Annotated in this window: 20 protein-coding genes and 1 tRNA gene; 10 read left to right on the top strand and 11 right to left on the bottom strand. The window is 34.2% G+C overall.

All coding sequences use genetic code 11. From position 1 onward, the window contains the following. Positions 1-6: 6 nt before the first annotated feature. Positions 7-3,351 (bottom strand): transcription-repair coupling factor, encoded by a 3,345-nt coding sequence (gene mfd / locus BM024_RS11245; RefSeq protein WP_090680262.1) that lies wholly within the window; start codon positions 3,349-3,351, stop codon positions 7-9. Between the two features lie 8 nt (positions 3,352-3,359). Beyond that, positions 3,360-4,073 carry a hypothetical protein gene (locus BM024_RS11240; protein ID WP_143077766.1) on the bottom strand — a complete coding sequence of 238 codons (714 nt, stop codon included), beginning with the start codon at positions 4,071-4,073 and terminating at the stop codon, positions 3,360-3,362. Between the two features lie 168 nt (positions 4,074-4,241). On the opposite strand from BM024_RS11240, the gene BM024_RS11235 reads away from it, so the two are divergent. Next, on the top strand, positions 4,242-5,195 hold the full coding sequence (locus BM024_RS11235; RefSeq protein WP_090680257.1) for an NAD-dependent epimerase/dehydratase family protein: 954 nt from the start codon (positions 4,242-4,244) through the stop codon (positions 5,193-5,195). A gap of 142 nt (positions 5,196-5,337) precedes the next feature. Here BM024_RS11235 and BM024_RS13755 read toward each other — a convergent pair whose 3' ends face one another. After that, positions 5,338-5,511, bottom strand: a complete 174-nt coding sequence (locus BM024_RS13755; protein WP_177190205.1) for a hypothetical protein — start codon at positions 5,509-5,511, stop codon at positions 5,338-5,340. A gap of 116 nt (positions 5,512-5,627) precedes the next feature. Here BM024_RS13755 and BM024_RS11230 point away from each other — a divergent pair, with 116 nt between their 5' ends. The 3 genes from BM024_RS11230 to BM024_RS11220 all read left to right on the top strand — a co-directional run bounded on the left by BM024_RS11230 (position 5,628) and on the right by BM024_RS11220 (position 7,746). Continuing rightward, positions 5,628-6,920, top strand: a complete 1,293-nt coding sequence (locus BM024_RS11230; RefSeq protein ID WP_090680253.1) for an NAD-dependent succinate-semialdehyde dehydrogenase — start codon at positions 5,628-5,630, stop codon at positions 6,918-6,920. 42 nt (positions 6,921-6,962) lie between these two features. Next, positions 6,963-7,601 (top strand): trimeric intracellular cation channel family protein, encoded by a 639-nt coding sequence (locus tag BM024_RS11225; protein ID WP_090680251.1) that lies wholly within the window; start codon positions 6,963-6,965, stop codon positions 7,599-7,601. A 71-nt stretch (positions 7,602-7,672) separates the two neighbouring features. Continuing rightward, positions 7,673-7,746 (top strand) — tRNA-Asn (locus BM024_RS11220). A gap of 241 nt (positions 7,747-7,987) precedes the next feature. Here the strand turns inward: BM024_RS11220 and BM024_RS11215 are convergent. The 3 genes from BM024_RS11215 to rnr all read right to left on the bottom strand — a co-directional run bounded on the left by BM024_RS11215 (position 7,988) and on the right by rnr (position 11,656). Further along, positions 7,988-8,716, bottom strand: a complete 729-nt coding sequence (locus BM024_RS11215) for a LysE family translocator (RefSeq protein ID WP_090680248.1) — start codon at positions 8,714-8,716, stop codon at positions 7,988-7,990. Positions 8,717-8,811: 95 nt separating this feature from the next. After that, positions 8,812-9,480, bottom strand: a complete 669-nt coding sequence (locus BM024_RS11210; RefSeq protein ID WP_090680245.1) for a head GIN domain-containing protein — start codon at positions 9,478-9,480, stop codon at positions 8,812-8,814. A gap of 4 nt (positions 9,481-9,484) precedes the next feature. Then, positions 9,485-11,656: a ribonuclease R gene (gene rnr / locus BM024_RS11205; protein WP_090680242.1), complete on the bottom strand. Its 2,172-nt coding sequence runs from the start codon at positions 11,654-11,656 to the stop codon at positions 9,485-9,487. A gap of 324 nt (positions 11,657-11,980) precedes the next feature. On the opposite strand from rnr, the gene rpiB reads away from it, so the two are divergent. After that, positions 11,981-12,409, top strand: a complete 429-nt coding sequence (gene rpiB / locus BM024_RS11200) for a ribose 5-phosphate isomerase B (protein ID WP_090680239.1) — start codon at positions 11,981-11,983, stop codon at positions 12,407-12,409. A gap of 87 nt (positions 12,410-12,496) precedes the next feature. Here rpiB and BM024_RS11195 read toward each other — a convergent pair whose 3' ends face one another. From BM024_RS11195 to BM024_RS11175, 5 genes are all read right to left on the bottom strand, one after another. Continuing rightward, positions 12,497-12,778 carry a F0F1 ATP synthase subunit delta/epsilon gene (locus BM024_RS11195; protein WP_090680237.1) on the bottom strand — a complete coding sequence of 94 codons (282 nt, stop codon included), beginning with the start codon at positions 12,776-12,778 and terminating at the stop codon, positions 12,497-12,499. 19 nt (positions 12,779-12,797) lie between these two features. Then, positions 12,798-14,309 (bottom strand): F0F1 ATP synthase subunit beta, encoded by a 1,512-nt coding sequence (atpD, locus tag BM024_RS11190; protein WP_090680235.1) that lies wholly within the window; start codon positions 14,307-14,309, stop codon positions 12,798-12,800. A gap of 152 nt (positions 14,310-14,461) precedes the next feature. Beyond that, positions 14,462-16,303, bottom strand: coding sequence for a glutamine--fructose-6-phosphate transaminase (isomerizing) (gene glmS, locus BM024_RS11185; protein ID WP_090680233.1), 1,842 nt, complete (start codon positions 16,301-16,303; stop codon positions 14,462-14,464). Positions 16,304-16,309: 6 nt separating this feature from the next. Next, positions 16,310-17,962 carry a BamH family beta-barrel-assembly machinery protein gene (locus tag BM024_RS11180; protein ID WP_090680231.1) on the bottom strand — a complete coding sequence of 551 codons (1,653 nt, stop codon included), beginning with the start codon at positions 17,960-17,962 and terminating at the stop codon, positions 16,310-16,312. A gap of 21 nt (positions 17,963-17,983) precedes the next feature. Continuing rightward, positions 17,984-18,787, bottom strand: a complete 804-nt coding sequence (locus tag BM024_RS11175) for a glycogen/starch synthase (protein ID WP_090680230.1) — start codon at positions 18,785-18,787, stop codon at positions 17,984-17,986. 109 nt (positions 18,788-18,896) lie between these two features. On the opposite strand from BM024_RS11175, the gene panC reads away from it, so the two are divergent. The 5 genes from panC (at position 18,897) to BM024_RS11150 (ending at position 25,064) form a co-directional block, all read left to right on the top strand. Then, entirely contained in the window at positions 18,897-19,745 is an 849-nt protein-coding gene (gene panC, locus BM024_RS11170; RefSeq protein WP_090680228.1) for a pantoate--beta-alanine ligase, read from the top strand. Positions 19,746-19,751: 6 nt separating this feature from the next. Continuing rightward, complete coding sequence (gene panD / locus BM024_RS11165) at positions 19,752-20,102, top strand: aspartate 1-decarboxylase (protein ID WP_090680226.1); 351 nt, start codon at positions 19,752-19,754, stop codon at positions 20,100-20,102. Positions 20,103-20,107: 5 nt separating this feature from the next. Then, on the top strand, positions 20,108-21,073 hold the full coding sequence (locus tag BM024_RS11160) for a lysylphosphatidylglycerol synthase transmembrane domain-containing protein (protein WP_090680224.1): 966 nt from the start codon (positions 20,108-20,110) through the stop codon (positions 21,071-21,073). 918 nt (positions 21,074-21,991) lie between these two features. After that, positions 21,992-23,356, top strand: coding sequence for a DNA repair protein RadA (gene radA, locus BM024_RS11155; RefSeq protein WP_090680223.1), 1,365 nt, complete (start codon positions 21,992-21,994; stop codon positions 23,354-23,356). A 49-nt stretch (positions 23,357-23,405) separates the two neighbouring features. After that, positions 23,406-25,064 carry a DUF4139 domain-containing protein gene (locus BM024_RS11150; protein ID WP_090680221.1) on the top strand — a complete coding sequence of 553 codons (1,659 nt, stop codon included), beginning with the start codon at positions 23,406-23,408 and terminating at the stop codon, positions 25,062-25,064. Positions 25,065-25,076: the final 12 nt, after the last annotated feature.

Here is a 25,076-nt window from a genome sequence, read left to right as displayed (position 1 = left end):
TAGGTATTATATTAATTGAATAAGTTCTAATGCTTGTTTTACACTCTTTACATTCTCAAAAGTTAATAACAATCGAAGTCCATTTTTCGTTTGTTTTTCTTTCATCTTACATAGATTTGAATGTTGTTGAACGAAGAGAAGTACTTTTTTGAATTTAGAAGACTGATAGTATGGTGAGTTTTGATCACCAACAAAATAACAAATCATCTTACCTTGCTTTATAACTAGTTTTTCTACACCTGCATTTGCTGCAAACCATTTAATTCTAAGACTGTCTAAGAGAGCAATAGCTTCCTTAGGAAGTTTACCAAAGCGGTCAATAAGTTTTTGCTCGTATGCTTTTAAATCCTCTTCTTTAGAAATGTTACTAAGCTCATTGTATAGATTTAGTCTTTCCGTAATATTGTTGATATAGTCATCAGGAAAAAGTATTTCAAAATCAGTGTCAATTTGTGTGTCTTTTACAAACACCTTGTTTTCTTCCTTGTTTTCTTCTTCGTATAAATCTTTGAATTCGTTTTCTTTCAGTTCTTCAATAGCTTCGTTCATGATTTTTTGGTAGGTTTCAAAACCTATTTCATTTATGAATCCACTCTGTTCACCGCCTAATATATCACCAGCACCTCTGATTTCAAGGTCTTTCATGGCGATATTAAAACCGCTTCCAAGATCACTGAATTGTTCCAATGCTTGAATTCGCTTTCGTGCATCTTCTGTCATAGCAGAGTAGGGAGGGCAAATAAAATAACAGAATGCTTTCTTATTACTTCTTCCAACACGCCCTCTCATTTGATGTAAATCAGAAAGGCCAAAATTATTAGCATTATTTATGATGATAGTGTTTGCATTAGGAACATCCAATCCGCTTTCAATGATAGTAGTAGCAACAAGAACATCAAATTCGCCATCCATAAAAGCAAGCATTAACTCTTCAAGTTTTTTACCTTCCATTTGACCATGACCTACTCCAATTTTTGCATCAGGAACTAGTCTTTGAACCATTCCAGCAACCTCTTTGATATTTTCAATTCGATTATTGATAATAAAGACCTGTCCACCTCTTTCAATCTCGTATGATACGGCATCTCTAATGATTTCTTCATTGAAAGAAACCACTTGAGTTTCTATTGGATAGCGATTAGGTGGAGGGGTTGTTATAACCGATAAATCGCGCGCAGCCATTAAAGAAAATTGTAAGGTACGTGGAATTGGAGTTGCAGTTAGAGTTAGGGTATCAACGTTTTCTGATATTGTTTTTAGTTTGTCTTTTACAGCAACACCAAATTTTTGCTCTTCATCAATAATTAACAAACCTAAGTCTTTAAACTGAATGCTTTTATTTGCCAACTGATGAGTTCCGATTAGAATATCTATTTGTCCTTCGGCTAAATCCTTGATGATTTCATTTTTTTGTTTCGTAGATCTAAAACGGTTGATATAATCAACACGTACCGGCATATCTTTTAAACGGTCTCTAAAAGTCTTATAATGCTGAAATGCTAAGATTGTAGTAGGAACTAATACGGCAACTTGTTTACCGTTGTCAACGGCTTTAAATGCAGCTCTAATAGCAACTTCTGTTTTTCCAAAACCTACGTCACCACATACAAGCCTATCCATAGGACGTTCGCTTTCCATATCTGCTTTTACGTCTTGAGTAGCGGTAATTTGGTCTGGGGTATCTTCGTAAATAAAAGAACTTTCCAGCTCAGCTTGTAGGTAGCTATCAGGAGCGTATTGAAAACCTTTCTCCAAGCGCCTTTTGGCGTAGAGTTGAATAAGGTTAAAAGCAATATGTTTAACCCTTGCTTTTGTCTTTTGCTTTAATGTTTTCCATGCACTTGATCCAAGTTTATGAACTTTTGGAGGAGTCCCCTCCTTTCCATTGAATTTGGATATTTTGTGTAAAGAATGAATGCTAACGTATACAATATCATTGTCCGCATAGACTAGTTTAATAGCCTCTTGAATTTTACCATCTACTTCGATTTTTTGTAAACCACCAAATTTACCAATTCCATGATCGATATGGGTAACATAGTCCCCTACTGTTAATGAATTGAGTTCTTTTAGTGTGATAGTTTGTTTTTTAGTGTAGCCGTTTTTTACAGAAAACTTGTGATAGCGTTCAAATATTTGATGATCTGTATAACAAGCTATTTGAAGTTCTTCATCGATGAAACCTTCGTATAGAGGAAAAACTTTTGTTTTATATTGCTCTACTACATTTTGGTGGTCATCTTTTAAAGATGCAAATATTTCTTTGAAGCGTTTGGCCTGTCCTTGATTGCTGCACAACAAAAAGTTCTCAAAACCATTATCCGCATTGTCATTTAGGTTTCTGGCAAGTAAGTCAAACTGTTTGTTGAAAGAAGGTTGTGGTTTTATGTGGAATTCAAAAGCTTTTTTAGGGTTTATTAGTGTTGTTGGGTATAGCTCAACATAGGTGAATTTTTCAATATTGTCAAAATATTCTTCCTTACTTAAGAACATAAGCTCTGGATTCTGATGTTTAATGTCCTTAGACAATTTTTCAAAAACCTCACTTGCTTTTGTAAAAAGTAGTTCTAGTTTGTCGGAGATAAGGGATGAGTTTTTGGCAAATATTACCGTTTTTTCAGAAATATATTCAAGAAAACTTTGTCTGTTTTCTTGAGTGAATTTATTTTCTACATTTGGGATGATGCTGATTTTCTTTTTCTTTTCTATAGAAAGTTGTGTCTCTACATCAAAAGTTCGGATAGTATCTACCTCATCTCCAAAAAATTCAATTCTATATGGATTGTCGTTAGAGAAAGAGAATACATCTATAATCCCTCCTCGGACAGAGAATTCGCCAGGTTCTGAAACAAAATCGACTCTTTTAAAATGATATTCAAAAAGTACTTCATTAACGAAATCAATAGATATTTTGTCTTCGACTTGTATTTTTAGAGTATTCTTATCCAGAGTGCTTTTCGTAACTACTTTTTCAAATAGAGCATCAGTATAAGAAACAATTATAGCTGGTTTTTTCCTAGAATTAATTCTATTTAAAACTTCTGCTCTTAAGAGTATGTTGGCATTATCGGTCTCTTCTATCTGATACGGACGTCTATATGAACCTGGGTAGAAAAGTACGTCATCTTTGTTGATTAGATTCTCTAAATCATTTAAGTAATAGGCTGCTTCTTCCTTGTCTTGAAATACCAATAGAAAGGGTAAATCAGCTTTTGTAAAAAGACTTTCGATTACGAAAGAGATAGAGGAGCCTATGAGGCCTTGAAGTTGGATTTTATTTCCTCTTTGAACTAGTTCATTAGAGATAGATTGCACTTTGGGTGAGTTATGATATCGCTTTTGAATCTCCATGAAAAAAATTATTTAGTATCTGATGATGACGAATCAGATTTTAATATAGCTTTTGATTGTTGTTGAAGTCTTTTTTGTATGGCAGGGTCAGCTAAAGGGACTGGCTTCATTCGTAAAGAAGGATGGGTTTGAGATAATTGACTAGTTTGAAGCATTGGATTGGCGTGGCGAATTGTATCTAACGCACGAAGCATCTCTTCTTCTCCCATTTCTTTCGGAATTGATTTTTTGGTCATTATCTCATCCATTTTCTGTGAGATAGATGTAATTTGTTTATTAACCTGTGGTAATAAGACATCTATTTCTTTGATTGGGACAGGATCAATTCTTAAGTACATATCTATAAAGTTGAATGTATTTATCAACACTGTAAATCTTGCTCTAATTTCAGGTTGCTCAAATTCTGTTGGTAACGAACCGGGCAATGCAGATAGAATTGAATTTAGCTTTTCTGTTTTCTTTTGAAAAGCAACAATAGAGGATACAGGTTTAAATTTTAGTTCATCACTAAATTCAGACCATTGTTTCCAATCTTTAATCTCTTCTGAAACGGCACTAGAAACTGCAGGCATTCTAAAATTCCATTTTTCATTTAAAACTTTAAAAACGCTGTCGTTATGTTCTTGTAACCTAATTTGATTCTCTTGTAGCTCCTTAGTATTGTCTTTGCAAGAATTCATAATTAGTAAAAGACTTATAAGTAGGCCTATGTAAATTCTCATGAGTCATATTTTAAGTCCTCAAATTTACGAATGTTATTGAATATATCTGTAAGATTCTATGGATGTTTAAAGTCGGATTGTTCATGAATACAAACATAGTAATCCCATTGAGAATGATTGATATATTGAAATCTAACTACTATATTTGTGCAGGTAAAATATACACAAATGGGAACAAAAATTTTAATACTAGGAGCTTGTGGTCAAATCGGTTCAGAATTAACACTAAAGCTTCGAAAAGTATATGGAAATGATAATGTTGTAGCTTCTGATATTAGAGAAGGAAAGGAAGATTTAATGAGTTCAGGTCCGTTCGAAATTATAAACGCAATGAATTATGATGAGATAGCCGGAGCGATTGATAAACATCAGATAGATGAGGTTTATTTAATGGCAGCTTTACTTTCAGCTACCGCAGAAAAAAATCCTGCATTTGCATGGAGTTTGAATATGGATTCTTTGTTTCACGTATTAAACTTGGCAAAAGAAGGAAAGATAAAGAAAATCTTTTGGCCATCTAGTATAGCTGTTTTTGGACCGACTACACCTAGATTTAATACACCTCAATATACTGTGATGGAACCTTCTACGGTTTATGGTATCTCTAAACAGACCGGTGAACGTTGGTGTGAGTATTATTTCAATAAGTTTGGGGTAGATGTTAGAAGTATTCGTTACCCAGGTTTGATATCTTGGACAACTCCTCCGGGGGGTGGAACAACTGACTATGCGGTGGATATTTTTTACAAAGCAATAGAAGATAAGAAGTATACATGTTTCCTTTCTGAAAAATCTGCTTTGCCTATGATGTATATGGAAGATGCACTAGATGCTACTATTGCAATTATGCAAGCTCCAAAAGAGAATATTAAAATACGCTCGTCTTATAATCTTGGTGGAATTTCTTTCACCCCTGAAGATGTTGCAGCTGAAATTCAAAAACATATACCTGATTTTACTATTGATTACGAACCAGATTTCCGTCAAGCGATTGCAGATAGCTGGCCAGCAAGTATTGATGATTCAAGAGCTCAAGAAGATTGGGGGTGGAATCACAAATACGATTTGTCTGAGATGACTAATGTGATGTTAGAAAACTTAAGTAAGGTTTTAGTAAAATAAAAAATTATTTCTTAAGTTCTTTTGGTTTGCATTATGAAATATGAAAACCTTAAGAGTTGCTCTTATGTGAGTTAGAGAATAGTGATTTACAAGAATAACATGAAAAGTCGAAAAGATAATTGGAAAATTATTTTTTCGACTTTTATTTTTTCAAGCTTCCGTATACAAGTTTAAATAGAGGAACAATTACAATAGCGAGACCTATGAACATCAATATCTCTGCTATACCTGTCTTTAAAATACCCTCTGCCTTTAATGCCAAAGCGAGTATGAATAAAGCCATTCCGACAATAAAAAAAATGACATTTTTTCCCATGATTTCTAAGATTTAATAGTACTAAGTTACGTTGTTTTTTATGGAAAAGTAATTTTAAATTGTTAATTCTTAGAAGAGGTATTCTATTTTTGTAACTTTATTAAAAATAGTTTGATATGCACTTTGACTTAGACAATACCCTTGAGGTAGCGGCAAGAGATTATGAAATATGGAAAAATACAGATCTCGATTCTCGCATAGCTGTTGTGAAATTAATAAGAAATCAACTTATAGAGCAGAAGTTTAAATATGCTACTTCTATTACAAAAGATATGCATAAACCTATTAGTCAATCCTTGGCAGAAGTAGAGAAATGTGCGAAACTCTGTAATTACTATATTGAAGAGTCTAAACGAATATTGAAGGGACGTACTATTAAAACAGGATGGTCTGAGGTATATTTAACTAATGAACCTTTAGGAGTGATATTGGGTGTAATGCCTTGGAATTATCCGTTCTGGCAGGTTTTTCGTTTTGCTATTCCTACATTGCTTGCAGGGAATACGGTTTTGGTGAAACATGCATCAAATGTACCTAATGCGGCTGTAGCATTGGAAGAGCTTTTTAGAATAGTAGGAAATCAACAAGTCTATTTCAATTTACCTATAGGAAGTGAGCAAGTAGAAAATGTTATAGCAAATCCTGTGGTAAAAGGAGTTTCGTTAACGGGGAGTGAAGCCGCTGGAAAATCTGTAGCGAGTATAGCCGGAAAATGGTTAAAGCCTGTATTGTTGGAATTGGGGGGAAGTAATGCTTTTATAGTTTGTGAAGATGCGATTTTAGATGAGGTAGTCCCGGTGGCAGTGCGTGCGCGTATGCAAAATGCAGGTCAAAGTTGTATAGCAGCTAAACGTTTTATAATACATAATAAGCTAAAGGATCAATTTATTAAAAAGTTTGTAAAAGAATTGAAAACATTTAAGTTTGGTGATGCAATGAACGAGTCGACGAGCTTCGGGTCTATGGCTCGAGAAGACTTAGCAGAGGGGCTTGAGAAACAAATGAGAGATTCTATAAATATGGGTGCTACACTGGTTCATGGGGGAAAACGGGATGGTGCTTTCTTTGAGCCAACTGTATTAACTAATATTAATGTTGATATGCCGGTTTTTAAGGAAGAGACGTTTGGACCTTTAGCTGTAATAATGGGATTTGACGATTTTGATAAAGCGGTTGCTTTGAGTAATGGATCTAACTTTGGATTAGGAGTGTCTATTTTTAGTAAGGATGTAAATTTTATTAAATCTAAAATAGCATCTTTTGACGAAGGAGCTTTATTTATAAATGAAATGGTCGTCTCAGATCCTAGTGTTCCTTTTGGGGGTATAAAGAATTCAGGTTACGGAAGAGAAATGTCAGATGAAGGATTGTTAGCATTTGTAAATAAAAAAACAGTTGTCATAAAATAAAAGCATGAAATACTTGTTGAAAAATATTAAAGCCTCTTTGAGATGGGGTTGATACTAAATTTTTGGGGTACAATTAAATTTGTAGACATAATAGAATTTTTAGGAACCTTTGCATTCGCTATTAGTGGTATTCGATTAGCTTCTGCAAAAAAGCTGGATTGGTTTGGGGCATTTGTAGTTGGATTTGTCACGGCTACTGGAGGTGGGACGTTGAGGGATTTATTACTGAATGTTACACCATTTTGGATGCTGAATAGTGTTTATGCTTGGTGTACTATACTTGCTTTAGGTTTTGTAGTGATTTTTAGAAAAGCTTTGGTAAAGCTAAATAGTACTTTCTTTTGGTTCGATAGTATAGGCCTTGGGCTGTTTGTGGTCGTTGGGTCAGAGAAAGCATTGGCTTTTGGGTATCCAGTATGGGTTGTAGCCATAATGGGGACCATTACAGGGGTTGTTGGAGGAATTATAAGGGATATTATGATTAATGAGATTCCTGCTATATTTAAGCAGGAATGGTATGCTGTAGCTTGTATGCTTGGTAGTCTTTTGTATTGTAGTTTATATTATCTAGGAGTTGCAGAGTCAATAGTTCAAATTATTACGGCTGTATTTGTTTTTCTTTTGCGCTTAATAGCAACACGTTATAAATTAGGGTTACCTTTTTTAAAAGGAGAAGAGTGATTTTTTTCATTTTTATTTGTGAAGTAGAAATATAGTTATATATTTGCCACCGCAATAAAGGTACTAAACCTTCCTCCTTAGCTCAGTTGGTTAGAGCATCTGACTGTTAATCAGAGGGTCCTTGGTTCGAGCCCAAGAGGGGGAGCAATAGAAGCACTTACAGAAATGTAGGTGCTTTTTTTTTGTACTTATCTCATGTGAATAAACAATAGTGATAGGAATAAGTACTGTTATAAAACAAGAGAAAAACTTAACTCGTTTTATTAGAACGAAATAGTTTAATATGGTAGGGTACTATGAGGTGAGTTATAGAGCTATGTGTAGCCTTGAAAAAATTAGGATATAAAAGGGTAAAAAAAGCAGGTGGATACGGACTTAAGGCAATCTTACGGGTTTAATGAATGCTCTTCGTTGGATGGACCTGCATTGTGATTTAATGAACTATCATTTTTCTGAAAAAAACGATTTTCTATTCCATTTTCATTTGAAGGAAAAACCCCTCTTAGCATAATAACCAGCCCAAATATAATTAGGAGTATACTACTCACTTTTTTGACTTTAAGAATGTTTTTTGAAGTAAGTTTCCTTCTTAATTGCTTAGCAAGAAGTATTTTGAATATGTCAGTAATAAAGTAAGCGGTGATTGTGAAACCAAAGAATAGAAACATTCTTTTTGGATCCATGTCCATCTGTGGTCCTAGGGTGATTATAATGGCAAGCCAGAATCCTAATACCCCAACATTTATAAAATTTAGAAGAAATCCTTTCGCAAATAAATTTAAATATTCTCTTTTTAGGTTTGGAGCGTTTAGTTGAAGTGTGTGAATCTCAACTTTTTTAAGTTTAATAAAAGATATTACTCCATAAGTAATCATTAATATGCCCCCAAAAATAAATAAAGCTGGTTCATCCTTAATACCATTAATAAGACGAAAACTACTAAAAAAGGCTACTGCGAAGAAAACCGCATCTGCGATAACAACACCTAGATCGAACGATATGGCGGCTCTTATTCCTTTGGTAATACTAGTTTCGATAAGAATAAAAAACACAGGACCTATCATGAAGCTTAAGAAAAAGCCTAAAGAAATACCTGTAATTAAATCATCCATCATGGGTTGTTAATTAAAAAGAATGCCAATAATTATTGGCATTCTAGTTTAAGGTGTTGCAAGTTAACTATTATTCTGCTAAAAATAGTTCTTTTTTACTATTTTACAATTGTTACCGTACCTCCTGCAATGTTTTTTTCTCTTAATTCTTTAGGTTCTCCAAAAACTTTAATAGCTCCACCAGCTCTAGTTTTTGCATCTACAAGATCGCTTGCTTTTACTTCGGCAAAACCACCTGCGTTAACAGTTACATCTGTTTGCTTTGTCTGTAGGTCTTTGTGGTTGATTTCAGCCCCTGAATTCGAAACAATATCTTGGAAGATAGCCTTTCCTTTTAGGGTGCTAATACCGCCTGTATTGCCTTTTACAGAAACTCTATCTGATTCAATGTTTGCTGAAAGACGACCTCCTTTTTTGACATTTATTTTTAGAGCTGTGTTTTTTATTGTTTTTTCTGCCTTTACGAAGGACCCTTCATCGGCAATGATTTCGTCTAAAGTTGTATAGTATACTATTGCTTTTACATCATCTCCCTGAAGAGTGTTTTTTAGGTTCATTTTAATTTTTAAAAAGCCGTTCTTATTAATAAGTTCCACATCATCACTTCCTTTTCCTGACAATTCTACTTTATGTTCGGAAGAAGGAATCAGGGTAGCGGTTATCTTATCGAATACGGCTATAGATGTAAATGTACCAACATCCTTGGTTGTTTGTGAATAGCTAGTTTGAAGTATTAGAAAACCGAAAAGTAAAAATAATTTTTTCATACTGTTATTTATTTTGTTTAATGAAATTAAAATCTAATTGTTTCTTAACTAAGTCGGCATTTTTTACCGTTACGATTACTTCGTCTCCAAGTTGTAGGACGTTTTTGGTAACTTCTCCAACTAAAGCGTATTGCTTTTCATCAAAAAGATAATAGTCTTCTTTTATGTCTCTAATACGGACTAATCCTTCGCATTTGTTCTCTATAATTTCAACAAATATTCCCCATTCAGTTACGCCTGAAATTACACCAGCAAATTCTTGTCCTTTGTGGTCTTGCATAAATTTCACTTGCATGTATTTAATACTATCGCGTTCTGCGCTAGTTGCTAATACTTCCATTTGAGAACAGTGAAGACATTTTACTTCTAATTCTTCTTCATTTACAGATTTTCCATGATCTAAATAATGTTGAAGAAGTCTATGAGCCATTATGTCTGGATATCGACGTATAGGTGATGTGAAATGTGAGTAATAATCAAATGCTAAACCGTAGTGTCCTATGTTTTCTGTAGAATAACTGGCTTTACTCATACTTCGTATGGTTAGAGTGTCTACTAAATTTTGTTCTTTTTTACCATTTACATCATTCAATAATTGATTCAATGATTGAGAAAGGTCATTTTTAGACTTAAAATTAATTGAGTATCCAAATTTTGAAATAATTCCTTGTAGGTTTATTAATTTGTCTTCATCTGGTTCATCGTGAACTCTGTATAAAAATGTTTTTTTCTGTTTACCGATAAATTCCGATACTTTTCTGTTGGCAAGTAACATGAATTCTTCTATAAGATGATTAGCTTCTTTAGATTGTTTAAAGTAGACACCTGTTGGTTCGTCATTTTCGTCTAAATGAAACTTCACTTCTACCTTGTCGAATGAAATTGCCCCGTTATTCATTCGTTTTTGACGAAGTGTTTTTGCTAAAGAATTCATTTCTAAAACGGCATTTGCAACTTCGTCTGGAATTGTTCTAAGGGTATCGTCTATAGAGATGGTTTCTGGAATTATTTTTTCTTGAGTCTCTATGATGTATTGAGCCTCTTCATATGCCATTCTGAGGTTGGAGTGGGTAACAGTTCTACCGAACCAATTGTTTACAATTTCGGCTTTAGGGTTAATTTCAAATATTGCAGAGAATGTATATTTGTCTTCGTTTGGTCTTAAAGAACAAGCAAAATTAGAAAGAACTTCTGGGAGCATAGGAACAACTCTGTCTACTAAATAAATAGAAGTTGCTCTCTGGTATGCTTCAGAGTCAAGTATGGTTCCTTCCTGAACATAATGAGATACATCAGCGATGTGAACACCAATTTCGTGGTTGCCATTTTCTAGTTTTCTATAAGATAATGCATCATCAAAATCTTTTGCGTCTCTAGGATCGATAGTGAATGTTAGTACATCACGTAAATCTCTACGCTTTGCCACTTCATCTTCTTGAATATCGGTATTTAGTTTTTGTGCATAAGCTTCAACTTCTATTGGGAATTCGGTTGGTAAGCCATATTCCGCTAAGATTGCGTGCATTTCAGTATTGTGTTCACCTTGTTTTCCAAGAATTTTTATTATAGAACCAAATGGACTGTCTGCTTTTTCTGGCCAATCTTCAATTTTTGCCAATACAACATCACCATCAACAGCATCTCCAACTTTGTTTTTTGGTATGAAAATATCTGTGTACATTTTCGGGTTAGCAGTGGTAACAAATGCAAAATTCTTTTGTATTTCTATTACACCAACAAATTCTGTTCTTTTTCTCTCAATTATTTCTACGACTTCTCCTTCTGGTTTCTTGCCTTTTCTTCTGTTGTATAAATATACTTTCACTGTATCGCCATCTAACGCTTTGTTAAGGTTATTGGTTGGTATAAAGGCGTCTTCTTCAAGCTCAGGACATACGAAATATGCCGTTTTTCGACTTGTCATATCTATGTAGCCCTGGTAATAATCTATTTGAGGTATTATCTGAAACTTGCCTACTTCAATTTCTACAATTTTGTTTTGTGAATGAAGCATTTTGAGCTCTTTGATTATTTCGTTGCGCCCTTGTGTATCAGTAACTTCTAGCTGTGCAGCTATCTGTTTATAGTTGAATGTTTTGTTTGGTGACTTCGTCAAGACTTTGAGGATTTTTGCTCTATAGTCTTGGTCTTTATTTTTCTTTATTTTTCTGCGCATTTTGCTAATTTTATTGTTGTTTGTAGATTCTTGAAGTAAGAATTCTGAATCTTATATAAAAGTACGACATCGTTTCTTTCCAATCTGTATTCTAAGCTAAATTTAATTTGAATTTAATTTTAAGATTAGGTTACGAATTATCTTTTGTAAATTAAGAGTTGTAATAGAGTAGGTGTGCTATTCATTACAAATATATTGCCAATTTTAATATTTTTAGTTTTTTGAGATATCGTGTCGTGAATTGTATGCCGAAACTTAAAATAAATATTTTTAATGTTTCTGGGTTTGTTATAACTTTGAAAACTATTTTACAACACAACATATATGAAAATTTCAATCGGAAATGACCATGCTGGTCCAGCTTATAAAAAGGCGATAGTAGCGTATTTAGAATCAAAAGGGCACCAAGTAGTCAATTATGGTACTGATTCATTTGATTCAGTAGATTATCCAGATTTTGGTCACAAGGTGGCGTTGGACATAGAGAACAAGATTTCAGAATATGGAATAGTGATTTGTGGAAGTGGGAATGGTATTGCCATGTCAGCCAATAAACATCAAGGTGTTCGTTGTGCTTTATGTTGGACAAAAGAGATTGCGGAATTATCACGCCTTCATAATAATGCTAATATTATTAGTATTCCTGCTCGTTTCACATCTATAGAACAAGCTGTATCTATGGTAGAGGTTTTTTTAGAAACGGTATTTGAAGGAGGACGTCATGCTACTCGCGTGGATAAAATCTCTTGCTAGTTTTTTTACATTTTTAGTATTTAAGATTAATAAGAAAAGGCTATTTCAATGAAGAAATAGCCTTTTTTGTATTTAGATTAGAAACGTTTAGTTTGCTAAAATGATAATCTTGTTATCGTTCATTTCTAGAGTACCTGTTTGAATTGGTAAATGATAAGTAGTATCATTTATCTTTTCAAATTTAGATAAACTTTCTTTTGCAATATGGATATTATCTGCAACAACTTTAATGCTTCCTTTTGTCAAAATTGAAACAATAGAAGCGTGATTGTTTAGAATTTGAAACTCTCCATCAATACCAGGAACTGTTACCATGGTAACTTCTCCTGAGAATAATGTAGCTTCTGGTGATACAATTTCTAGTTTCATATATAGAGACTTTTAATGATTAAACTTCTGCAAGCATTTTCTCTCCAGCAGCAATCGCTTCTTCGATTGTACCTTTCAAGTTAAATGCAGCTTCTGGTAAATGGTCTAATTCACCATCCATAATCATGTTAAATCCTTTGATAGTATCTTTAATATCAACTAATACACCTTTTAGACCAGTAAACTGTTCAGCAACGTGGAAAGGTTGAGATAAGAAACGTTGTACGCGACGAGCTCTTGATACAGATAATTTATCTTCTTCAGAAAGTTCTTCCATACCTAGAATCGCGATAATATCTTGTAATTCTTTGTATTTCTGTAAAATTTCTTTTACTCTTTGAGCACAAGCATAATGTTCGTCTCCTAAAATATCTGGAGTAAGGATTCTTGAAGTCGAGTCCAATGGATCAACTGCAGGATAAATACCTAACTCAGCAATTTTACGAGAAAGTACCGTTGTAGCATCTAAGTGAGCAAAAGTTGTAGCTGGTGCAGGGTCAGTTAAGTCATCCGCAGGAACGTAAACCGCCTGTACAGATGTAATAGAACCTTTTTTAGTAGAAGTAATACGTTCTTGCATAGCTCCCATTTCAGTTGCTAGAGTAGGTTGGTAACCCACTGCAGAAGGCATACGACCTAAAAGGGCTGATACTTCAGAACCTGCTTGTGTGAAACGGAAAATGTTGTCAACGAAGAAAAGAACGTCTTTACCTTGGTCATCACCAGCACCATCACGGAAATATTCAGCAATTGAAAGACCAGATAAAGCAACACGTGCACGTGCTCCTGGAGGTTCGTTCATTTGTCCAAATACGAAAGTAGCTTTTGAATCCATCATTCCTGGTTTGTCAACCTTAGATAAATCCCATCCACCATTTTCCATAGAATGCATAAAGTCATCACCGTAACGGATAATTCCAGACTCTAACATCTCACGTAATAAGTCATTTCCTTCACGTGTACGCTCTCCAACACCTGCGAAAACTGAAAGTCCACCGTGTCCTTTTGCGATATTATTAATTAATTCTTGAATCAATACTGTTTTTCCAACTCCAGCACCTCCAAATAAACCAATTTTTCCTCCTTTTGCATAAGGCTCAATTAAGTCGATAACTTTGATACCTGTAAACAAAACTTCAGAAGAAGTTGATAGGTCTTCAAATTTTGGAGCATCTCTGTGGATCGGTAGGCCATTAGCACCATCTTTAGGAAGGTTTCCAAGACCGTCAATAGCGTCTCCAATAACATTAAACAAACGTCCGAATACTTCTTTTCCGATTGGCATTTGGATTGGTGATCCAGTAGCAACTACTTCAAATCCTCTGCTCAAACCATCGGTTGAGTCCATTGAAATAGTACGTACAGTATCTTCTCCAACGTGAGATTGGACTTCTAATACTAATTTAGTACCATCTTTTTTAGTGATTTCTAATGAATCATAAATCTTTGGAAGGTCGGTGTTTTCGGTGTTGAAAACTACGTCAACTACCGGACCGATAACTTGTGCAACTTTTCCTGTAACTTTAGACATTGCTTATGTATTTATTTAACAGCTATTTACGTTTAATGAAAAAAGCTAATTTTTCAGAGTGCAAAGATAGTTTTTTTATCTGAAAATTAAAATCTTTCAAATTTTATTTTTATATAAGAAAAGCGATACTTAAAAAAATATCGCTTTTTATTTTATTCCACTGTCACTGATTTCGCCAAGTTTCTTGGTTGGTCAACATTACAATTTCTCAATACTGCAATATGGTATGAAAGTAATTGTAATGGAATAGTAGTTATGATTGGAGAAAGCGCCTCGGAAATTGAAGGTACCTCAATTACGTGGTCTGCCAAATCTCTTACTTGTGTATCACCTTTAGTAACAACTGCGATTATTTTCCCATTACGAGCTTTAATCTCTTGTACGTTACTAACAATTTTGTCGTAATGATTTTGGTTCTGAGCTACAACCACTACTGGCATATGTTCATCGATTAATGCGATAGGACCGTGTTTCATCTCTGCAGCTGGATAACCTTCTGCATGAATATATGAAATCTCTTTAAGTTTTAATGCTCCTTCTAATGCAACGGGATAGTTATATCCTCTACCTAGATACAGGCAGTTTGGTGCATCTTTATAAACTTGAGCTATTTTCAGAACTTCCTCATTTTGTTTTAATGCTTCTTCTACTTTAGCAGGAATGGTTCCCATTTCATTCAGATACATCTGGTAATCAGAATTACTTAAAGTACCTTTGGCTTTTGCAAGTCTAAGTGCAATTAGAGTAAGTACTGTGATTTGTGTAGTGAATGCCTTGGTGGAAGCAACTCCTATTTCAGGACCTGCATGTGTATATGCTCCTGCATGTGTTTCTCTAGCAATTGATGAACCAACCACGTTACATACTCCGAATACGAATGCACCTCTTTCTTTAGCTAACTTAATAGCAGCTAATGTGTCGGCGGTTTCTCCAGATTGGGAAATTGCAATTAAAATATCATTTTCGCTTATAATTGGATTGCGATATCTGAATTCAGAAGCATATTCAACTTCGACTGGAATTCTTGCAAATTCTTCAATTATGTATTCCGCAACTAAAGCTGCGTGCCAAGAGGTTCCACAAGCGGCAATAGTAATTTTGTCAGCTTTAAGAAATTTCTCAAGATTGTCTTCAATACCAGCCATTCGGATGATGCCTTGTTCAGGAAGTAATCTTCCTCTAAAAGTATCTGTTATTACATCAGGTTGTTCGTGAATTTCTTTGAGCATAAAGTGATCATAGCCACCTTTCTCTATTTGTTCAAGATTAAGCTGAAGTTGTTGTATGTCTGGAGTGACTAGAGAGTCATCTTTTATTTTTCTTATCTTTAAAGGTTTATGAAGGCGAATAATTGCCATTTCTTCATCCTCTAAATAGATTGCATTATTTGTATACTCAATAAAAGGGGATGCGTCTGAAGTGATAAAATATTCGTTTTCACCAATGCCTATAGCTAAAGGGCTACCTAAACGAGCTGCAATAATTTCGTTAGGTTTCTTAATATCCATAACAGCTATAGCATATGCACCTACAACTTGGTTTAATGCAACTTGAACTGCTTTACCTAATTTTAATTCTTGAGTTTTTTGTATTTCCTCTATAAGATTTACCAAGACTTCAGTGTCAGTGTCTGAATGAAAAGTGTAGCCTCTAGAAATCAATTCCTGCTTTAAAGAATCGTAGTTTTCAATAATTCCATTATGAATAATAACTAATTCTCCAGAATTAGAGTAGTGAGGATGAGAGTTAACATCGTTTGGAACACCATGTGTTGCCCAACGAGTATGACCTATTCCTATAGTCCCTTTTAATGTATTATCACATTTTTTTTCCAGATCAGAAACCTTGCCTTTTGTTTTGCATAGATTTATTTTTTCACCGTCAAAGATTGCAAGTCCGGCACTGTCATAGCCTCTGTATTCTAATCTAGTTAGACCTTTAATGATTACTGGGTAAGCCTGTCTATGACCAATATATCCAACGATTCCACACATAGTAATTTAGTTTTTGGATTTAGTGTAAAAAATATCTAATCTCATCTTCTTTTTCTCATCAGATGTATTACTTCCATAAATAACAGTTCCTAATGGGGATTCAACCTCTAGAGCTGGAATTGCTTTTACAGCTGTTGGCTGATTGCTTATTTCAGTTTTTAGTTTTTTATAGGTTGTGACTATTCCATCATTATCATAATCTTTTGCTGAGATCAAGGCTAGTTTAGGGCTATAATTTCCATCTTGTTTAATAAGACGACGGATATGTTCAGTTACTTTAAAGCGGTAGCGAATACCTTTTTTGTTGTTCTCATCTTTTCCTTTTTCAATGAAACCACCGAATGTGGATTTGAAAATGGAAGCATTATTAGATGATTGAGAGTCTGAGGCGTAATCTATAAGTACTTTTTGTTCGTCTAAATTGTAAAGATATAAGCGTTCTGGCTCATATTCGTTAGAATTCATTGTAGCAGCATCGATATAAATAGTTAGAATAGCTTCGTTTATCATCAGCTCTTCTTCCTTCAATTTCTTAAGCTCTTCTTGGTTGTTTTGGTTAAATAAATTTATTACTCCAAATGAACCATTACCACCTTTTAAAAACAACTTTTCATCACCATTTGTTTTATCCGCAGCGCTTAGGGCTTGAACATAAGAAGCGTTGAAATTATCGTCAAAGAAACTGATTTTTGGAACGCTAGCGTCCATACCGTATTCTATTACTTTGTGTTCTCTGCTTGTTTTTCCTTCTTTGTCAGTTTTGTCTTGAGAATAACGAATCACAAGTTTTGCCTTAGACATATCTAGTTTGACTTGGGTGCCCTGATTCCCATTCGGTGTAACACTAAAGTACAGGCCTCGAAAGTAATTTCTAAATGAATTTACTTCGTCGATTTGATTTATATTGTCAAAAATTAATCGTTGAAAATAATCTTTGTCTAATTCAGTAAACAATCCTGGGGTCAATCGTTCTAAAACAGCGTCTTTTTTATTGTCGCCATCGCCTTCTTGTATGATGTTTCCGTCCTTGTCTCTTTTGTAAATAACAATTTCATTATTGCTAACTGTAAAGTTTGAATTCTGAGTTTTATTTTGAGAATTGTTTAAAACAAAACTGTTTTTCACATTCTCAATTAGTTGTTTGTCGTTAGAGTAGAAATGTTTTGAGTCATTGCTTCCTCCGACATTTGGTTCATAAAGGTAATAACCATTTTGATGAATTTTTAAGTCGAAGGTACCGTTTCCGTAACTATTTTTTAGCTTATATACGGGTTTAGAATCGTCGTCATATTTCTCTATTTCACTAAAATAAGGAATGTATATATAAACAGAGTCTAACTTGATGTTTTTTCCAAACTCAGTCGGAAGGTCCACGAATTTAAGAGCAGTAACAAAGCTTGTTGACGTAGTTCCAAAAACAGGATTGTTGTAAACTCCTAGATTAATTTCTGATAAATTACTTGATTCAACGCCATTAGGTGCATTTTCACCCGTTGATTGGTTATATGTAATTAGGTCAGAAACCGTGTAGGTTTCTATATCGAAATTAGGTTCACCAATAACGCCGTTTCCTAAATTGTTAAAGTCTTTATCACACGACTGTAAAGTCAAGATTCCTAGACTAAGAATCAATCCTTTTAATATGTTTTTTCTGTTCATGTATGCTATTCCAAAATTGGTTTACAAATGTTTTTTGTAGAATTCGGTATACGCTTCTGCAAAAGTTTCTTTTGGAGTGAAAGGTAAAAAAGGTTTTTCTGAAGATTCTATATATTTTGTTAAACTTGGTAAAACATTTTCGGAAGCTATAATTACTCCGTCGGAGTTATCGATAGCATTCTTCATAATATTTTCAAAAGTAGAATCTTCGAAATATTTTAATGAGTCTTCTGGTAATTCGTCAAAAGCTACTTTGCTTTTCATTTCAATACCTAGAGGACCATCGAAGGATTGACTAAATATGGAAGTGATTATTTTAGTGTCAGAAAAAATAGCTTCGTCTTGGTAGTATTTCTTCATGTATAAAGGCAATAAAGAAGCCATCCAACCTTGTACGTGTATGATATCTGGAACCCAGTTTAGTTTTTTTACAGTTTCAATAACCCCTTTTGTGAAGAAAATAGCTCTTTCGTCGTTGTCAGTGAACATTGTATCATCTTCATCGGTGAAGGTTGATTTTCTTTTGAAATACTCATCATTGTCTATAAAATAAACTTGGATGCGCTCTTTAGGAATAGATGCGACTTTGATAATCAACGGCATATCCATATCATTAACTACCAAGTTCATACCCGATAATCTGATAACCTCATGTAATTGATGTCTTCGCTCATTGATGCTACCATATCTAGGCATGAAAATTCTTATCTGTCCGCCTTGATCATTGATCATTTTTGGAGCGTCGTAAGACATATTTGAAACTTCATTTTCTGCTAAGTAAGGAACCACTTCTGATGATACATACAATATCCTCTTATCTTTCATCTTAAATTTGATTTATTTGTTCGTTATAAATAAACAGTGCAAATTTACGAAATTTTATGCAGTTATTCGGTAAAATACTAATTTTGCAAATATTTTAAACTAGATATAGATGTTTGTTTTTAATACAAAAGGGGAATTGGAGCACTATTTGGAATCTTTTAGAGGTGCTGGACAATCCATTGGTTTGGTACCTACTATGGGGGCAATTCATGAAGGTCATCTTTCTTTGATTGCTCAATCCAACAAAGAAAATACATGTACGGTCGTTAGTGTTTTTGTGAATCCAACACAGTTTAACAATGCTAAAGATCTAGAAAAATATCCTAGAGATCTAGAAAAGGACTTGAAAGTTATCTCTTCTATAGAGGGAGAAATTATTGTCTTTGCCCCAACTGTTTCTGAAATGTATCCAGAAAATGCAGTTGCTGAATCTTTTGAATATGAAGGTCTTGAAGATCAAATGGAAGGGGCCCAGCGTCCAGGACATTTTGATGGAGTAGGAACTATTGTGAAAAAGTTGTTTGATTTAGTGGAGCCTACAAAAGCGTATTTTGGTGAAAAAGATTTTCAACAATTGCAGATTATTAGAAAATTGGTTGAAAAGGAAAATATGAATATTGAAGTTGTGGGTTGTCCTATCCATAGAGCTAGTGACGGTTTAGCAATGAGTTCTAGAAATGAAAGACTTTCTAAGAATGGATTGTTAGAATCTACCTTCATTTTTAAAGTACTTTTAGAGGCTAAAAAACGCTTTAAAACTGACAGTATTAAAAAAGTTCAGGACTTTGTCGAGTCTGAATTTAAAAATAATTCTAACTTTGACCTCGAATATTTTACAATAGCTGACGAAGAAACCTTAAAAACCGTTACTGAAAAACAGGAAGGTAGAAAATATAGAGGTTTTTTGGTGGCACATATTGAGGGTGTTCGTCTAATAGATAATATGTCATTTAATTAAAGCATTATGCAAGTTGAAGTAGTAAAATCAAAAATTCATCGTGTAACCGTTACTGGAGCAGATTTGCACTATATTGGAAGTATAACGATAGACGAAGTGCTATTGGAAGCTTCTAATATTTTAGAGGGTGAAAAGGTGTCTATAGTTAACATCAATAACGGTGAGCGTTTCGAAACCTACGCAATACCAGGTCCGAGAAATAGTGGTGAAATCACGTTGAATGGTCCAGCAGCGAGAAAAGTTCACAAAGGAGATGTTGTGATTATAATTGCTTACGGGCTTTTAGATTATGAGGAAGCAAAGACTTTTAAACCTGCTATTATCTTCCCAAATGAGAATGATAATACTTTAACTTAGACTCGTTGAAAAGTAAAGTAAGCAAATTTTTAAATATAACACTCCCACTATTGTTGGGAGTGTTTTTAGTTTATTACGCTTACAGTTCATTTACTGCGGATCAGTTAGAAATAATGAAAGGGCATTTTAAAAATGCCAATTATAATTATATAGTTATAGCAACTATATTTTCTATTGTTAGTCTTTGGTCTCGCGCATATCGCTGGAATTTTGCCCTTGAATATATGGGGTATAAATCGAAGACATCAACAAACTTAATGGCCATTTCTATTGGCTATATAATGAATCTTACACTTCCTAGATCTGGAGAGTTTTCGAGAGCACTTATATTACAGAAATATGAAAAAATACCGTTTGACAAGGGGTTTGGTACCATTGTTTCAGAGCGAATAGTTGATTTGATTTGTTTGCTTCTTTGTGTTTTTACTGTTTTTGTGTTTCAATATAACGTGCTAAAGGATTTTCTGATGGAACGTATTCCTATTCAGAAATTACTGTTGCTAGGTAGTTTTTTGCTCTGTGGTCTAGTTGTAGGTGTTCTATTGTTTTTGTATTCTCAATGGAAGCCAATTCTATTCATAAAAAGAAAAGTGGCTGGTTTAATTGAAGGCGTAGTTAGTATTTATAAAATGCCTAAAAAGGGTGCTTTTTTACTTCATACACTTATCATTTGGGGTACTTATATTCTAACTTTCTATTTTGGAATGTGCGCTTTAGAAGAAACTAGTGCGCAGAGTTTTGGAGTAGTAATGGCAGCTTTTGTCGCAGGTAGTTTTGCTGTTAGTTTTACTAATGGTGGTTTTGGAGCTTTTCCACTAATTATCTCTGAACTATTGTTGTTTTACGGAATTTCTCAAGAGGCTGGTACTGCTTTTGGTTGGATTTTGTGGTCTTCCCAAACCGGATTGGTTGTTTTAATGGGAGCTTTATCCTTTCTTATTTTACCTTTATTTTACCGAAATAAGAACTAAGCGTTTTATTTTTCTGTTTTTCTTTTTATTACTTCATGTATATTCATGTTGGTTTTGTTTGTTATTAATAATCTCCTTGAACAGTTAAGTTAATCACCAATTTTTAAATTAAAATTACTTAGCTTGAACTATCATCAAATTTAAAATTAGATTTTAAAGATGATTATAATGATATCGTTTGATCTCATTTGATTTATTTTTATTTGTAGAACGCTTAAAATCAATATTTTATTTATTTATAAAAGTGCTTTGTTCGGGATCTCTTCGGGGATTTCCAGTGTTTACTTGGGTTAGAGGCCCGTTTTCCGAACAAGACCCGAATAAGACCCGAAGGAAACTCGAACAATATGGATGTTTGAATCCTGAAATTAACCTAAAACATGCCAAAAAGTATTAAGCATTTGTAAGAAAGGGTCGATGTCTATTCGTTTAGATTTCAGCCCTTTTTTAGTTTCTATCAAAAGCTAGGATTAGATGTGGATAAAGTGTGTAATGTTTAGTCAAGGTCCACTTAAAATCCATTTAAGGTTTACTCAAAGTCTACAAAATAAATAGAGGATGAATGGACTTTAAGTATAGTTTTAAAGGAGGTTTGATACTTTATTGTAGGAGTATATAGAGTGTTGAAAACTATTAATGTAGGGATTTGTGTTTTTTTCAAACAATGATGATTTTTGATTATTAGTTCTGTATTACATTCATTGAAAGGGTTATGTTTAATGTTTAAAACAGTAAGATCTGTATCGTAACTAGAATAGGAAATAAAAGTGTGAATGGAATGTCTATGATTTTTGCTATTGGTAGGTGTAAAAACACCGTTTTTAGTAAGTGGAATAATGGAGCTAATTTTCGTATTTTTACCATTGAATTAATTAATAATAATGCAATAGCGAATTGTTGTTGTTTAAAAAATAAGTAATGGCAAAGGTTAAAACAGCATTTTTCTGTCAAAGTTGTGGGGCTCAACAACCTAAATGGATGGGACAATGTCCTTCTTGTAGAGAGTGGAATACTTTGGTGGAGGAAGTCTTACAGAAAGAGGAGAAAAAACCTTGGAAATCAATAACAACTACGGGCAGTGCGCGTGTTGCTAAACCTTTAAAAGTTGAAGAAATTGACAGTACCGAAGAAATTAGAATGAACACGCTTGATGGAGAGCTTAATCGAGTTTTAGGTGGTGGGATTGTGCCGGGTTCTATGATTCTTTTGGGTGGAGAGCCAGGAATTGGAAAGAGTACACTTCTTTTACAAATATCCTTAAAGTTGCCTTATAAAACACTTTATGTTTCTGGAGAGGAAAGTCAAAAGCAAATTAAAATGCGCGCTGAACGTATCAACGCACAGAGTCAAAACTGTTATATTCTAACAGAGACGAATACACAGAATATTTTTAAGCAGATTGAAGAGATAGAGCCTGATGTTTTAATAATCGACTCTATACAAACACTGCATACTGATTATATTGAATCGTCGGCTGGCACGATTTCTCAGATTAAAGAAACTACAGCTGAATTGATAAAGTTTGCCAAAGAGACAGGTACTCCTGTAATTCTTATTGGACATATCACAAAGGATGGAAGTATTGCTGGACCGAAGATGTTAGAGCATATGGTAGATACGGTTTTGCAATTTGAAGGTGATCGAAACCATGTGTATCGAATTCTTCGTTCTTTAAAAAATCGTTTCGGCTCAACAGCAGAATTGGGTATTTATGAAATGCAAGGTAGTGGATTGAGAGAGGTTTCTAATCCATCAGAGATTTTGATTTCTCATCGTGAAGAGGAATTATCTGGAACAGCTATTTCGGCTACTTTGGAAGGGATGAGACCATTGATGGTTGAGATTCAGGCATTGGTTAGTACTGCTGTTTATGGTACACCCCAACGCAGTGCCACGGGTTATAATCTGAAAAGATTAAACATGATATTAGCTGTACTTGAAAAGAGAGTAGGGTTTCATTTAGGGTCGAAAGACGTTTTTTTAAATATTACAGGTGGAATTTCAGTAGATGATCCTGCAATTGACTTAGCGGTAGTTGCGGCGATTCTTTCTTCTAATGAAGACATTTCTGTACCTAAAGATTTTTGTTTTGCAGGTGAAGTTGGATTGTCTGGAGAAATACGTCCTATAAATCGCGTAGATCAGCGTATTCAAGAGGCTGAAAAACTAGGGTTCTCTACGATGTTTGTTTCTAAATACAATAAGATAGCTCATAAGGGATCGGGTATTAAAGTGGTCTTGGTTTCTAAGATTGAGGATGTGGTGGAATTTTTATTTGGTTAGTTTATCATTTTTGGCTCGCTTTTAGTGTGGCTCTTATAAAAGATAGTTTATGAGATATAGTATAGTATTGGTTGCCTTATTGATGAGTATGGTTGGTTGGGCACAAAAACCGCTTTATACACAAGCGCAATTAGAATCAGCACGTGTATATTACAACGGTGCAGAGTTAACGCAGAAAGCGCAGTTAAAACTTCCAAAAGGTATGTCGGAAGTGGTGATTACGAATGTTTCTGACCAGTTGAATGAAAATACCATTCAAGTGGGGTCTATTGCAGATGTTACGGTAATGTCTGTTCAGTTTTCAAATTCATATATTGAGGAATATGATAATGCTCAAAACTCACCTTTAGCCAAACCCTTACGTGATAGTATTGCTATGGTGGAGTTGGCACTAGACAAAATGACTAATGAGATTAATGCTGATTTGCAAACGGTGCAATTGTTGGATAATAGATCCTCTTCTAATGGGGATAAAGAATATAGCTTTGCCGATATGACTAAATGGGTTGATTATTATAAAAGTAAAAGACAAGATCTTCAAAATGGAATTTATTTAAAGAAGAAGGAAAAGGAAAAAATCGAATTTAAGTGGAATGATTTAAAGTCTAAATTAGCTTTGGGTGCTAGTAGTACTGGTAAAACCAGTCAAGGAAAGTTAATCGTGCAGGTGATGAATGCGAAAGAGGGAGAAGTTCCTTTTAGGGTTAATTATTTAACTAATAGGGCACAATGGGTTCCTTCCTATGATTTACGAATTGATAAAGTAGGGGCTCCTATAAAAATGATGTACAAAGCCCAGGTGGTTCAAACTTCGGGTATTGATTGGAGAAATGTAAAGTTGAGCTTAACTTCGGGCATGGTAAATCAGAATACATCCATTCCGAGATGGAGTAATTGGTTTATTGGTTATGAACCCATCGTTGAAAATGAGATTGTTGTAAGTACGGGCTACCAAAATTCACCAAGTAGAAAGCATGCTGGTGCTGTATCTAGAATTAGTTCTAATGATATGATGGTAAATGCTGCGCCGACGGTGGCAGAGCAAGTTTCTTATTCAGAACGCCAAACGATGGCAGAATATACCAACGTTGTTGAGAGTCAATTGAATGTGACCTTTGATATTTCTATTCCGTATTCTATAGTTAGCAATGGAAAAAAACACAGTGTAGATTTGAATACCTTTGAAATGAAAGGAGATTATCAGTATTACAGTGTTCCAAAACTAGATGCTACGGCTTATTTGGTGGCTAAAGTAGCTGATTATTCTAAGCACAATCTATTACCAGGAGATGCGAATGTGATTTTTGATGGAATGAATGTTGGTAAAACCTTTTTAAATACGGAGAACACTGATGAAACACTACGTTTGAATTTGGGTAAAGATCCAAAGGTTTCATTGGAACGTATTTTAGTGTCGGATAAATCAGGTACTAAAACACTCTCTTCTAAAAAAGAACAATCTTTCACGTATGAGATTACAGTGAAGAATAACAAGAATGAGGCGGTTGATATTCAAGTAGAAGATCAGTTTCCATTGAGTACAGATACAAGTATTGAGGTAACGTTGAACGAAACTTCTGGAGCGGAAGTAGATAATGAGAAAGGGTTGTTGAAGTGGAATATAAACATGAAACCTAATGAGAGTAAGAAAATTCGTTTTAGCTATCAAATACGATATAATAAGGATCGTACTATGATGGGGATATAATTAGCATTACAT

The sequence above is a fragment of the Myroides guanonis genome (assembly GCF_900114085.1).
Classification (GTDB): Bacteria; Bacteroidota; Bacteroidia; order Flavobacteriales; family Flavobacteriaceae; genus Flavobacterium; species Flavobacterium guanonis.
This window is presented reverse-complemented; position numbering and strand designations above follow the sequence as displayed.

Coding starts and splice junctions, on each gene's coding strand:
- BM024_RS11235 (WP_090680257.1), top strand. CDS start 4,242: ATGGGAACAAAAATTTTAATACTAGGAGCTTGTGGTCAAATCGGTTCA.
- radA (WP_090680223.1), top strand. CDS start 21,992: ATGGCAAAGGTTAAAACAGCATTTTTCTGTCAAAGTTGTGGGGCTCAA.
- panC (WP_090680228.1), top strand. CDS start 18,897: ATGTTTGTTTTTAATACAAAAGGGGAATTGGAGCACTATTTGGAATCT.
- BM024_RS11175 (WP_090680230.1), bottom strand. CDS start 18,787: ATGAAAGATAAGAGGATATTGTATGTATCATCAGAAGTGGTTCCTTAC.
- BM024_RS11195 (WP_090680237.1), bottom strand. CDS start 12,778: ATGAAACTAGAAATTGTATCACCAGAAGCTACATTATTCTCAGGAGAA.
- BM024_RS11240 (WP_143077766.1), bottom strand. CDS start 4,073: ATGAGAATTTACATAGGCCTACTTATAAGTCTTTTACTAATTATGAAT.
- rnr (WP_090680242.1), bottom strand. CDS start 11,656: ATGCGCAGAAAAATAAAGAAAAATAAAGACCAAGACTATAGAGCAAAA.
- BM024_RS11150 (WP_090680221.1), top strand. CDS start 23,406: ATGAGATATAGTATAGTATTGGTTGCCTTATTGATGAGTATGGTTGGT.
- BM024_RS11230 (WP_090680253.1), top strand. CDS start 5,628: ATGCACTTTGACTTAGACAATACCCTTGAGGTAGCGGCAAGAGATTAT.
- mfd (WP_090680262.1), bottom strand. CDS start 3,351: ATGGAGATTCAAAAGCGATATCATAACTCACCCAAAGTGCAATCTATC.
- panD (WP_090680226.1), top strand. CDS start 19,752: ATGCAAGTTGAAGTAGTAAAATCAAAAATTCATCGTGTAACCGTTACT.
- BM024_RS13755 (WP_177190205.1), bottom strand. CDS start 5,511: ATGGGAAAAAATGTCATTTTTTTTATTGTCGGAATGGCTTTATTCATA.
- BM024_RS11180 (WP_090680231.1), bottom strand. CDS start 17,962: ATGAACAGAAAAAACATATTAAAAGGATTGATTCTTAGTCTAGGAATC.
- BM024_RS11210 (WP_090680245.1), bottom strand. CDS start 9,480: ATGAAAAAATTATTTTTACTTTTCGGTTTTCTAATACTTCAAACTAGC.
- rpiB (WP_090680239.1), top strand. CDS start 11,981: ATGAAAATTTCAATCGGAAATGACCATGCTGGTCCAGCTTATAAAAAG.
- glmS (WP_090680233.1), bottom strand. CDS start 16,303: ATGTGTGGAATCGTTGGATATATTGGTCATAGACAGGCTTACCCAGTA.
- BM024_RS11215 (WP_090680248.1), bottom strand. CDS start 8,716: ATGATGGATGATTTAATTACAGGTATTTCTTTAGGCTTTTTCTTAAGC.
- BM024_RS11225 (WP_090680251.1), top strand. CDS start 6,963: ATGGGGTTGATACTAAATTTTTGGGGTACAATTAAATTTGTAGACATA.
- atpD (WP_090680235.1), bottom strand. CDS start 14,309: ATGTCTAAAGTTACAGGAAAAGTTGCACAAGTTATCGGTCCGGTAGTT.